This window comes from Paenibacillus sp. FSL R7-0652, assembly GCF_038595045.1.
In the GTDB taxonomy this organism is placed as follows: domain Bacteria; phylum Bacillota; class Bacilli; order Paenibacillales; family Paenibacillaceae; genus Paenibacillus.
The window spans coordinates 3457841-3470051 of record NZ_CP152001.1 but is presented as its reverse complement, the minus strand read 5'-3'; the positions used below and the strand labels follow the sequence as shown (position 1 = coordinate 3470051).

The 12211-nt window shown below is 40.4% G+C and carries 11 protein-coding genes and 1 other annotated feature; of the genes, 1 reads left to right on the top strand and 10 read right to left on the bottom strand.

The genetic code is table 11. The features are described 5' to 3' along the window. Positions 1 to 172 precede the first annotated feature (172 nt). The 8 genes from MKY97_RS15500 to MKY97_RS15465 all read right to left on the bottom strand — a co-directional run bounded on the left by MKY97_RS15500 (position 173) and on the right by MKY97_RS15465 (position 7575). Positions 173 to 829: a YkyA family protein gene (locus tag MKY97_RS15500; RefSeq protein ID WP_342551260.1), complete on the bottom strand. Its 657-nt coding sequence runs from the start codon at positions 827 to 829 to the stop codon at positions 173 to 175. Between the two features lie 39 nt (positions 830 to 868). After that, a complete protein-coding gene (locus MKY97_RS15495; protein ID WP_342551259.1) occupies positions 869 to 1750 on the bottom strand; it encodes a polysaccharide deacetylase family protein in 882 nt (293 codons plus the stop codon). Between the two features lie 536 nt (positions 1751 to 2286). Beyond that, a complete protein-coding gene (locus tag MKY97_RS15490) occupies positions 2287 to 3405 on the bottom strand; it encodes a stalk domain-containing protein (RefSeq protein WP_342551258.1) in 1119 nt (372 codons plus the stop codon). Positions 3406 to 3586: 181 nt separating this feature from the next. Beyond that, the gene (locus tag MKY97_RS15485; protein ID WP_342551257.1) at positions 3587 to 4471 is read right to left on the bottom strand and encodes a DUF3298 domain-containing protein; all 885 of its coding nucleotides are present in this window, start codon (positions 4469 to 4471) and stop codon (positions 3587 to 3589) included. Then, on the bottom strand, positions 4471 to 4983 hold the full coding sequence (locus tag MKY97_RS15480; RefSeq protein WP_342551256.1) for an RNA polymerase sigma factor: 513 nt from the start codon (positions 4981 to 4983) through the stop codon (positions 4471 to 4473). The genes MKY97_RS15485 and MKY97_RS15480 overlap by 1 nt, the downstream gene beginning before the upstream one ends. Positions 4984 to 5533: 550 nt before the next feature. Continuing rightward, positions 5534 to 6175: a DsbA family oxidoreductase gene (locus MKY97_RS15475; RefSeq protein WP_342551255.1), complete on the bottom strand. Its 642-nt coding sequence runs from the start codon at positions 6173 to 6175 to the stop codon at positions 5534 to 5536. Between the two features lie 56 nt (positions 6176 to 6231). Further along, on the bottom strand, positions 6232 to 6876 hold the full coding sequence (locus tag MKY97_RS15470; protein WP_342551254.1) for an NAD(P)H-binding protein: 645 nt from the start codon (positions 6874 to 6876) through the stop codon (positions 6232 to 6234). 39 nt (positions 6877 to 6915) lie between these two features. Continuing rightward, entirely contained in the window at positions 6916 to 7575 is a 660-nt protein-coding gene (locus MKY97_RS15465) for an SDR family oxidoreductase (protein ID WP_342551253.1), read from the bottom strand. Between the two features lie 197 nt (positions 7576 to 7772). Here MKY97_RS15465 and MKY97_RS15460 point away from each other — a divergent pair, with 197 nt between their 5' ends. Continuing rightward, positions 7773 to 8366, top strand: a complete 594-nt coding sequence (locus MKY97_RS15460; RefSeq protein ID WP_342551252.1) for a TetR/AcrR family transcriptional regulator — start codon at positions 7773 to 7775, stop codon at positions 8364 to 8366. A gap of 314 nt (positions 8367 to 8680) precedes the next feature. Here the strand turns inward: MKY97_RS15460 and MKY97_RS15455 are convergent, their stop codons facing one another. Together MKY97_RS15455 and MKY97_RS15450 are read right to left on the bottom strand one after the other, a co-directional pair. Continuing rightward, positions 8681 to 10552 (bottom strand): alanine--tRNA ligase, encoded by a 1872-nt coding sequence (locus tag MKY97_RS15455; protein ID WP_342551251.1) that lies wholly within the window; start codon positions 10550 to 10552, stop codon positions 8681 to 8683. Positions 10553 to 10627: 75 nt separating this feature from the next. Beyond that, positions 10628 to 10871, bottom strand: a binding site (T-box leader). Between the two features lie 127 nt (positions 10872 to 10998). Then, positions 10999 to 11850 (bottom strand): hypothetical protein, encoded by an 852-nt coding sequence (locus MKY97_RS15450; RefSeq protein ID WP_342551250.1) that lies wholly within the window; start codon positions 11848 to 11850, stop codon positions 10999 to 11001. Positions 11851 to 12211: the final 361 nt, after the last annotated feature.

Below are 12211 nucleotides of genomic sequence, written 5' to 3'. Positions count from 1 at the left end.
ACTATTTTGATATACATCTAATCCGCACTGTGACTAATTTTTTGTCCTTGGCTCGGGACACGCGGTACAATAAAAAAGACGCTAATATAGCGACTTTTAATGGGAATATGTCCTTGTCCCTTGACAATAATCCGTAAACTCCTAAGTTCCTTGTATTTTAACTCACAATGGTTCAGCCTTCTCTGCTTAGTTGGATCAGCTGTTCTTGTGAACTGTTAAAGTCCTGGGTCAGTGAGTTGAACTTTTCTTGAATTTCAGTCAATTTGTCATAAAGAACATTTCGTTTTTGAATAGCAAGTTTAATTTCTTTAAGATCCGTTTTAGCACGCTCTCTCATGGATCCGTATACTTGCTCTTCAGCATCCAAACCTAGTCCGTAAGCTTCAATAAACATCTGAAGTGTTTGGTTTCTTGACTCATATTGTTCGAGAGCTTTGCCCGCGAGAGAAAGTGTTTCTTCTTTTTCAAACGAATGTTTTAACAGTGATTGTTGAAGTGATTTCGCTTGTTCATCTGCCTTCAGACTAGCTTTTTCTATTTGTTCAAGAATAGTTCTTCGCGCTTGAATATGAGCTGCTGCCTGATCGAGGAACCCAGTAACGTTACTGTTTTTCTCTTTCCCTTGACTCAGAATAACATTGTATAATTTCATATCTTCTTGTTCATGATTTGCAAGGGACTCCAGACCTTTGTCGGTGGCCTGACTATTTTGAGCTAGTTTGTTAATCTGATTGACCGCAGGCTCCTGAGGCTCTCCACATCCGTTAAGTAGGAGGAGTAATACGATAATGAGAACAGCATGTGTCCGTTTTTTACTTATATTGTTCACGGGTTTTCCCTCTTTTACTGTTAATTTATCTAAGTTGAACTACAAGCGAGGATCGTGGCTGAAATTAACGACCACATGCTCATTCGGATTGTAAACCTCAAACTCATAGCCTTTTGCTTTCAGCAGCTTTAAAATTTGTGGCAGAGCTTCTACAGTTAGTTTCCGTTCATGCATCAGAATCACTTCTATATCTCGGTGTACGCCTCTTTGTATCCGGGATATAATTTTATTGGGCTGGCCGGGAAGGTTCCAGTCAAGTGAGTCCGTAGTCCAATCCCACATTTTAAATCCTGCTGCCGCGATATCCCCTCTAAATGCCTCACCAATCTGCGGGCTGCTTCCATAAGGTGCGCGTATCAGATGTGGTGTATATCCAATCAATGCCTCGACCTTATACTGTACTTCTTTAAACTCATTCAAAAAGTTGTCAGTGCTTCCGCTCTTATATAACTTTTTATAACTATGTGTCATACTATGCAGCCCGGGATAATTGCCTTCTTTCACCAAACGCTTCACCGCTTCCGGGTAGTGATCCAGATTCTCTCCAACCATAAAAAAAGTAGCTTTAGCATCATACTGGTTCATAATGTCCAGCAACTGCCCCGTGTATTTGCTAGGGCCGTCATCAAAGGTAATATATGCCACTTTCCTCACTTGGCCGAAAAATCTCGTTGGTTGTTCTTTTACGTTTGGCAATTCCTGAATGAGCCCTAATTGAGCAGGCTGTTTAATAACAGAAATGGGTGGAGGTGCAACCATCGTTTTTATCCAATGTGCCATACCGCTGAATGAGTATGTAATCCCCATAACAAGGAGAATCAAACTCATAAGTACCAAACTGAACTTTCCATAACGAATTTTTTTTCTTCGTTTGCGAATTCCACTTCCGTAAACTTTTGTTGATTCATGATGTAATTTCAAAAACCGTTCACGTCCTATCATCTTGTTATTTATGCTAACGATCAATCTTTAAACTTGTTCTTACATAAGATTAATAAAACTTTGCCGGGAGGCGATCGTTCTGTCCACCATCTCATTTAATTCGTCGGGAATAGGAATGGAATCATACTCCTGCTTTATCCTATTCAGCTTGTTATGCATTATCGTTTCTCCTCTCTTGGTCTTCCTCGTTCATGTTCACACGAAGCTTCTGTGGTCCTTATAGAGCCTTGGTTTCACGGTACTGAGATTCTCGCGGCCGACTCTCATCTAATCAGACATTCCTTTGGGTCCGCGCGGGTAACCATCAATTGCAATAGCCTCACGTAAGCAAGACGGGGGAGTTGTTTGAAAAGTTTGATCTTGCATAAAGAATTTTTTTCAATGTGATCTTATCTGTGATTTGGCGGTCCATTCAGCCGCGCAACAGGAAAAAAGACCGCTGGCGCAAATGATTGCGGGCGGCCTTTTGCTGTAATCGAATATGAGGGCGTGCAAAAAGGAAGAAAGCGCGTTTTTTAATTTCCTGCGTTGGAGATCGTGATCTGACCTTGCTTGTCTTGGATGGCCTTCAAATTCAGAATTTCGGACAGGAACTCAAGCGGCACATACACGTATCCATTTTTCATTTCCGGTGCCGCACCGAGCTTGCGGGGAGCTTTTTTTCCAAGAAAATAGCTGTCCTTGTTCAAGCTGATGGAGCTCCAGAGGGCTCCTTTGGAAATGTCGGCGGTTTTACGTTTGCCATTCCATGTAACGTCGAAATTCAGCTGGCGCAGCACGCTGGCTAAAGGCACCATTAGCTTGCCGTCTTTGCCGATGTAATGCTGGCTGGAAAGAATGATCGATTGGACTGCTCCGTGTACGTCTTTCTGGTCCGGGATCTTCACGGCAAATTCCGGCGTGCCGGTCGATCCTGGAGCGATGCTGTATTTTTGGAACACGATGGATGCATAGCCGTCCTTCACGTAAAAGCTCTGCTCGGGATCTACACTCTGAAACCCGTTCTCTCCTTTGTAATAGAGCTCTTGGTCTGCAGCGATTGCGGAGTTAATATGCGCATCCAGAATGGATGCGTACTTATTGCCGAACAGGTCTTCAAGCTTTACGCGCTTTGCCTCCGTTTCATTCGTGAAATTGTATGTGTCGACATGTGCCTCCGGATTGTTCATGCCGGTCCCCTCCGTGGTGATTTTAAGGGAGACCAGGCCGTTGTCCGAGCCGTTCGAGGTCAGCTCATATTGGATCAACAGCTGGTAGGGATGCATGGTATAGCCATTCTTTTTGGCCAAGGTGGCTGCTTCGGCGGTGGCCTCTTCCCATTTTGCAAGATCCTTGGAGGCGTGGGTTTCAATGATATTATTCAGCTCATCTTGATATTCGGTATCTGCGAGCCCTTGGAATACGGGAATGGTGATATCTGCCTTCAGCCATTTCTGAGATGATTGGAGTTTCTTGCTTGTCACCATCTTCGTGGAAAGCACGGGAGCCATGTTCTGTCCGCTTCCGGAAGCGGCCTGGACCTGTGCATGGAATTGTGCGGAAGAAAGCCCGGAAGCGGACACCATCAGAATGCCTGCCAATCCGGCCGCGGCTATGGTTTTAGTCCATTTTGTTGTATACTGTGTCGTTTTCATTGTAATTACCTCCTGGTGATTATAAAAGATTTAGTCGTAAAGTTGTTGTTGCATTCGGACCATTACCGACCTGTTCTCGTCAGAGGCGATTTCCCGATCTTACGTGGGGCTCGTTTGTTTAATTCCCGAAATGTAACCCGCACAGTTCGCTAAGGAGCGATTGTGCGGAGCAAAACGGCTCTTATTGGACATACTCGTTGCTGACGAGCAAGTCTTGGATCGCGTCCGTCGGAATCGTAAACTGGGCAACGCCCATGTAGCCAGGCGCTACGTCATATTCATTGAAGCTGATGACCAGCTTGCCGTCCTGATTAATGTAGAAATTCTGGTCCTTCGCGATGCTGCGGAACAGATCATCCTCCGGCATATCCGCCTCGATCCCAGGTCGCTGAACCCAGTAAACCTTGCTTGGGTCGTCCTTCATCTGCTGACGCATTTGCTCTTTAATATTGTCGCTGATCCTTTGAATATAGCGATCATCGCTGAAAAGGCTCGGCAGCGTGATGACGATCTGGTTGACTTTATCGATCGTATCGTATTTGCGGGATTCGGCGGAGGATCCGGCTGATTCGACGACATAACGAGAGAGGGTCAGCAGCCGATCCGTATCGGTGACGACTTCATAGCCGCTTTCCAGCCCGAGATGCCCTTCCCCACCATTTTCCAGCTGGGCCACTTCATTCTTGAAGCCCTCGTACAGCTTTTTGTTTTCCTCCACATATTTGGTATTAAGGGACTGTTCCAGTTCAGGATTCCCGGTGCCGGTAATGCCGGGCGTTTTAAGACTTACATCGGTGTTTTCGTTCTGTTCAACATATTCTCGAATGGTGATCACCTTGACAATTTGCCCGAGCACCGGCACTTCAGACAGCGCCTTGGCGAAGGCCGGGCTGGCGTTTACGCCGACAGACAGCAGGATGCAGGCAGCCGCAGCGCTTACGAGCCAGGGTATAACCTTTCTTTTTGTTCGCCGGGAGGCGATCGTTCTGTTCACCATCTCATTTAATTCATCGGGAATAGGAATGGACTCATACTCCTGCCTCATCCTATTCAGCTTGTCATCCATTATGGTCTCTCCTCCTCTTGATCTTTCTCGCTCATGTCCACTCGAAGCTTCTGCAGTCCTTGATAGAGCCTTGTTTTCACGGTATTGATATTCTCGTTAAGCACTTCAGCTATTTCTTCGATCTTCATATCTTCAAAAAAGCGGAGGATAATCAAGATCCGATATTTGTCCGGCAGCTCATTCAGTGATCTTGCCAGATCCAGATCGGCATAATGGTCTTGGCTGCTTGGCAGCACAACCTCCAGTTTTTCTTCGTCCATGATTTGGACTTTTTTCTGTTTCCGTATAAAATCCAGAGACGTTGTTACTATGATCCGAAAAAACCAGCTTTTTAATGAACCCGTATTCTTCAGGTTTTCAATGGATATGAACGCTTTGTGGATGGCATCCTGTACGATGTCGAGAGCATCCTCTTTGTTGCGGACATAGCTGTAGGCCAGTCGATACGCTCTTTCTTGGTTTTCGGTAATGCATTGGATTAGAAGCTTTTCCAGCTTCCGGCCGACTTTCATCTAATCAGACACTCCTTTGGGCCCGCGCGGGTAACCATCAATTGCAATTGCCTTACGGAAGCAAGACGGGCGGGTTGTTCAAAAAGTTTGATTTGCAATAAAAAAATTCAAACAGAGTGATTTTATATGCCGATTTGGCAGGTCAATCAAGCCGTGTAACAAATTAAGGACCCCATCTTCATCGGAGTCCTTAGCTATTTTCTATTCACTTTCTTATATTTGGATATGTATTGCGGAAACATACCCACCGAAGCCTAACGAACTTTTCCAGCCAAAATACTAACCCTTTGGAACTTAAATTATCAGCTGGTTTTTAGAAATATACTTTATTTCATCTAATGCAGTTTCTTCAAGCCGGTACATCGTTCTTGTCCTCGACTCGGTACAAGAACCAGTACCGATAAAACAAGAAGGCCGTTAAATTAGCGATTTTAATGGGCTCATGTTCTTGTCCACCGACAAATATCGAGTTCTATTATTGTTATCCTGCCTGTCTATGTTCTAGCAAACGTTGTGATGTTCTCGATAATGATTTCATAATATATCTGTCTTACCAATACTTATTGGGATGCTTGGTTAAGAGCTTTAAAAATACTTCAGTTGGTTGTGCGCCGGATATCGCGTATTTTCTATCAATGACAAAGAAAGTTGCTCCTGTAATGCCTAATTGTTTTGCTGTGGCTTCATCTGAGCGCACTTCGCTCGCATATTTGGATGGATCATGGAGAACTGCCATTGACTCGTCCCTATTCATTCCAACTGATTCTGCAATACTTGCTAAAGTATCATGATCACTAATTAGCTTGGCGTCCGTGTAATAAGAATAGAACATCTTCTCTGCTAATTGCTGATCTTTACCCACAGATTTGGCATACTGGGTTAAACGATGCGCATCAAACGTATTGGTGGGCTTTATTTGGTCGATATTATACACGAGACCCATCATTGCTGCTTGTTGTTCAAGTTCAGCATGTGCCTTTTTCGCTTGTTCGAGACTCATACCATGTTTCTCAGAAAGTATTTGATGCATACTTTTGCCTGAGTACATGGATGTTTGCGGATTAAGTTCAAAGCTTTTATATTCAATAAACACTTCATTCGGAGCAGCGAATTGCTCCAGTGCAGACTCTAATCGTCGTTTCCCAATATAACAAAATGGACAAATATAATCCGACCATATCTCGATGTTCATTTTGAATCCTCCCTCACTAACCACCTTAATCGGTGAATGCTGCTTTCTTATTAAACTTATTTGTTATAAATAATTGGCATTTTTCTAATCAATTGGTTGTCACGAGCGGCAGAGTACATAAATTGGGCAGCATTTTCTCTGGAAACAGACCATTTAACCGATTTATCTCCGAATGAATAGTCGTAAGACTGCCCTGTATATTTTACATTGGGATTAATAATTCGAACGACTGTCCAATCCAGATTCGATTCCTTAATCATTCCTTCCATTTTCTTCATTTCTGCATAACCGTTTGGTAGGAAAACTTTCGCTAAGGCACCTGGAAGTATCGTGGACATGTTTTTCTTATCGTCATCGGATTGCAAAGCTGGCGTCGCAAGTGTAATGAGCCTTTTTTTGTTAAATTTGTTCATAGCCCTAATCATCAGTTCGTGCCCGTCAGCAATCGGCGTGCCTTTAAGCTTTCGTGACATATCCGATGCCGGCCCCAATGTGCTGATTACAACATCGGATTCGGCAACGGCCTTCTCGATGGTTGAACTATTCGAAAGTTCCCCTTGTACAAGGCTCAAGTTTGAATGTTTGAGGCTGATTTTTTTGGCGTTCCTAACGTATGCCGTAACGAAATCTCCGTGATCTAAAGCTAGTTGTGTTACAAGTTGTCCAATTGCACCACTTGCACCAAAAATGGTGATATTCATATTCTTTTCTTGTATCTCCTTTCAAATAAATTATTCAACTCACACTTTATCTTCAGTTATAAACTCTTCTACTCTGTCTTTTTTGGTGTACATGTCGTACCAAATATCAGCGATTTTATCTTGAACTCCTGAATTCGGCTGCATCCAGATTCCGATCGAAAGATGACCTGCATAAACTCCTTTGTCAGCAAGCTCGCTGTTCAAATTAAAGATATAATTGCGAAGTCCCGAGATTGCAATTCCGACATTACCCATCCTTGGAACCGGGTGGACTGAAGCACCTCCAGTTGTAAATAACAGAGCACCGCTTTGCTTATCCAACATATCCGGAAGCACTTGTTTGACACTCGATAAAGCACCTAAAACATTATATTGAAATTGGTATAACGCATTTTCTTCAGTTACATCTAATGTTGGCGCTACTGAGTCAAAGCTCGGCGTTGGACTGTACTCAAGAACATCAATAAACCCGTATTTCTCTTTAATAGCTGCAAACGCCATTTCTATTTGTTCTTTATTCAATATGTCCGCTTGAAAAGAAGCAGCTTCGATTCCCAATTGTTCTAATTCAATAACCAGTTGGTTCAACTTTTCTTCATTTCGCGCAATAAGCGCGACGCGGAAGCCATGTTGTCCGAATTTCTTTGCAATGGACATCCCTAAACCTGCTCCTGCTCCAACAATCGCTATCGTTTTCATCTAAAATCTCTCCTTTAGTTAAAGTTAATTATCAACCAGATAAATAATGGTCAACGTGTTGTATATTTATCTTTTGTTTATTATGATGAATAAAAGGTCAGCCTTCAATGTTTAATAATTTTGATTTTGAGAGATAAAATACAGTTTCAACTTAAATGTCGTATATCTAACAAAAAAAGTTAAGGGAATGAGTCATAATGAACAAAAAAACCGATTTGCGTATCCTTCGCTCCAAGCTCTCGATAAAAAAGGCGTTTATAGAACTTCTTAATGAAAAGGGCTACGAAGGAATTACGATCCAAGATATAGCCGATAAGGCGATGATTAACCGAAATACATTTTACCTTCATTATCAGAACAAACCCGATTTGTTAAATGTATCAATGGACGAATTATTAGATGAGTTAAAGAGTACACTCAAGCTTTGTTCGAGCAGCAAATCTCCTATAAGTGGCTCTATGCTTGAACAACTGATGCAAACCATACTGGAGAAAATTAAGGACAATATCCCCTTTTACAAAGCATTCTTACTGGATGAGAACAGAATTTATGGTTTTCAATCAAAAATGGAGGAGATTATAAAAAATACAGTGGAAGATGGCTTGGATCATACGCCCCTGAAGATTTCGAAGGAATTATTACTTCAATATATCGCATCTACTTTTATGGGTATTGTAATATGGTGGGTTAGAAATGATTTTTCTTATACTCCAAATGAACTTGCTTCTCAATTCGGAAAAATTCTAACTCATGGACATTTAACAGCTGCAGGTATTCCAATCAACGATTAAGTGATTCAATGGTTACGAAAGAAGCTGGTGAGATAGATGTGCTTTTATTCATTCACAATAGTTTCACTTAGGACTTCTTAGATAACTACTCAATTCGAAATAACACAATGTTCTTGTCCATTCAGGCCAAAGAACCAAGTTTTTGTCCTCCGCACGGGACAAGAACTTGGTTCCTTAATGGAAAAGGAATTATAGCAAAAGGAAATCAATTAAGAGGAAGACTGTTTTTTCTGTCATTAAATACATCTAATATATCAAGATCATCAAATGCCAACAGAATAACGTTGTTACAGATGGCAATCCTAAAATATCAGCTATTGTTCCACTTTTTTATTAATTACTCCTTTAATCCTTCTGACTCCAGCAGCAGAAGATTGTTCTTTTTTAATACTGAACTGTCCTAAGTTTGTTGTATCTTCTACATGAGGTCCCCCACACACTTCTCGACTCCAAACGTTCCCTTCGTTATCTTTGATTGTATACACCTTAACGATATCCGGATACTTATCCCAAAAATTCCCTTCAACATTACTTTCTTTCGCTTCGATTTTAGGCATCTCTGAAATATAGATAACTGCCTTTGATGAAATCGCATCATTCACATACTTTTCCACCGCAGCTAGTTGCTCTGGCGTAAGTTTTTCATCATGGTTGAAATCAAACCTTAATCGTTCTGAAGTAATATTACTTCCTTGTTGATGAACATGATCACCTAAAACTTCCCTTAAACCAGAAAGTAATAAATGAGATACCGTGTGCAGCGCTGTTGTTTCCGTTGAATGTTCAGCTAATCCACCTTTAAATTTACCCGCAGAAGCAGTTCTGCTCTTCTCCGTATGTTTCTTTGCCGCCTCTATATAAGACACCTTGTCTACCATGCTGTAACCATTTTCAGTTAGAAACTCTTCCGTTAACTCCAAGGGAAACCCATATGTTTCGTAAAAATAAAAGGCATCTGCACCTGTAACTTTACCCTTATTCTTAAGATGGTTTTGTATTTCAGATTCTCCTTGCTGTAAAGTTCTATGGAAAAGATTTTCTTCCTTATTTACTACTTCGATAACTTTCTTTTTATTACCGATCAAATCTTCATAAGCTGCTGCTTCATCTATATAAACCTCAGACAACTCGCCCACAAAACTTCTTTGTATACCTATTTTTTTACCTGCACGAATCGCCCTTCTTAATAACCTTCTTGTTATATACCCTGCATCACTATTAGCTGGCTCCGCGCCATCATTAATTAAAAAAACAGCCGCTCTCACATGATCAAGTATGATTCTAAAAGACTTTAAATCGTCAGTATATTGTTTACCACTTAACTCCATCAATTTTTTCTTGGGATTAAGGAAGAAAGCCGTATTATAAATATCCTTGTCACCATTAAGGGCTGCTGCAACCCTTTCTAATCCGCCTCCATAATCCGTATTGGGATTTTGCATTTTTACAAATCCTATGTCTTCTTTTTTGTAACACATAAATACGTTGTTCCCAATTTCTAAAAACCTTTCGCTTGCAGAAGCAGGATGATCCAGTGAATCTCCGCCTGGTTCAAAATCATAGAACATTTCACTATCAGGCCCACCCGGTTCACCAATAGGCATATTCAATGGACTTCCGGCTCTACTCCACCAATTTTCTTTTTCATCATATAAGAATATCCTTCCACCTCTAGATACCCCATATTGATAGGGATCATCTTCAATGATGGGTTCTATACCCACAGATTCAAATTTTTCTGACCAGATTCGAATGGCTTCCGTATCTTTCTGTATATTCAAATCATTACTTCCTATAAAAGCACTGATATACAGCCTGCCAGGATCCATTCCTAATTCGATAATATGCCAATTCCAAATGGCATCAATTTGCTTTTTCTTATAGTTATTTTCATTTGCTTTAAACTCCCATCGACCTATCATTTCAAAAAATGTCAGATGAGACGTATCTCCTACTTCGTCAATATCCACTGTCCTTAAACACTTCTGAATATTAGCAATATCATTACCGATCGGATGCTTTTCCCCCAATAAATAGGGAACCATAGGCTGCATTCCACTTCCTGTAAACAACGTCGAGGGATCATTTTCTGGTAACAAGCTGGATGAGGGCACATGACTAGCCCCTATTCCTTTCATAAAATCAACATATGATCTCCTTAACTCATCTGGTGTCATTCTCACCATGCTCAATCCCTCCATCAATATTATTTATTCTAAGCAATAAAACAAAAAAGCCCTAAGCTGACATGTTTCTTGTCAACTTAGGGCGAACTATTATGTCCGTGTTACCACCTAACTTCAGATTGCTCTGCACTCGATCAGTACGGGATTTCTCCGATACTGTTTCCTGAATAACGGTGGAACTCCGTTGAAGCCTACTAAGATTCTTCTGTTCGGTTCACAGCTCCGAGACTGCTTCACTATTAGATCAATGAAGATTCGCACCAACCATCTTCTCTCTGTGAGATCCCTAATAGCTACTATTTCTCATCATAGCCTTTTTGTTTTAAATTAAGCCAATGCTATCATACTTAATTAACTCCGTCAATTAACATTTATGTTAAATTTTCGAAAGGACGGGAATTAGTCAATCTGTCCTTATAGAAAATCTAGTATGACATTTTTGTTAGTTAGGTTAAGCCAAAATGTTCTGTTAAAATCTCCACTAAACATTGCTTATAAACATTTAAATCATATGAAGAATTGTTTGCCTTTACCTTAGCTATGTTTATGTTATTAAAAATTTCCTCTTCCAATTCTCTTCTTGCCTTAAGAACCTGAAGAGTTCCCTCTAACCCAATGTAACCAAAATTTTTCCCATATCCTTGATTTGTATAATATTCAATAAAACCCTCTGACCATTCTTTAGGTCTTTCCTTAACCGCTTTTCTGAAGGAATGCTCGAGATCATTCTGTTCAACGTAAATCAATAAGGGATTAAGTCTCTCTACAATTTTTTCTAGTTCTTTAATGTAGCTGGCGACATCTTCATGCGCTGCACCATATTTGATCATTCCTATTGTTATAGGATTTTGCATAAAACAGCAATCAAAAATGTAAGTGTCTGAACCATTCAAGGCACGTTTAGTAAACTGCTTCCATCTTTCTGTAATTAGTTCCTTGTTGTGATCTAATGTTAATTCATAAACATCGTTTCTGAAAATTGCAGTTAGCAATTCATTTGGAATCTGGGTCGCATCTTCATTTATCATTTTTCGATATTCAAGGAAATAATGGTTGCCTTCATTAATAATACGATTATTTAATAAATCTCTAAATTTTTCATGGTTATTTAACAATTCATCGTATTCTTCTTTCTTAAAACAAGCTACTCCATCATAGTCAGCAGGATGATCCAAGTTCCCTTCCAAATAAAGCTGAGTTTTAATGTTCGTATCCGTTAGAATTTCATGGACCAATCGAGCAGTTGTTGTTTTCCCGAAGCCTGGTATTCCCTCAATTAAAATCAATTTAGGTTTCATAAAATTTCCTCCATTCAAAAATTTGGAGGATAAGCAGGTACGAAGTAATTCGAGATGCGTTTTCCCAATCAAATAAAAAAGCGAATACCAATAGGTATCCGCGGAATAGGTTTATGAAATACCTTGACCTGCATACCCTGTAAGAATAAATGAAAAAATGCCAAATAAAAGATCGTTACTTTTAAAGGCATATTTTAATTTGTTTATCTTTACAGGTTAATCCACATGATAAGATTATGCTCCTTTGTATGCATCTCATGACTGATTTTACCAATAAAAATGTAGAAATACAATGAAACGTAAGGATCTCCTTTAACGTAACTGTTTTATTCTTTTTTAACTAAGGTTTCCATTAGCTAAC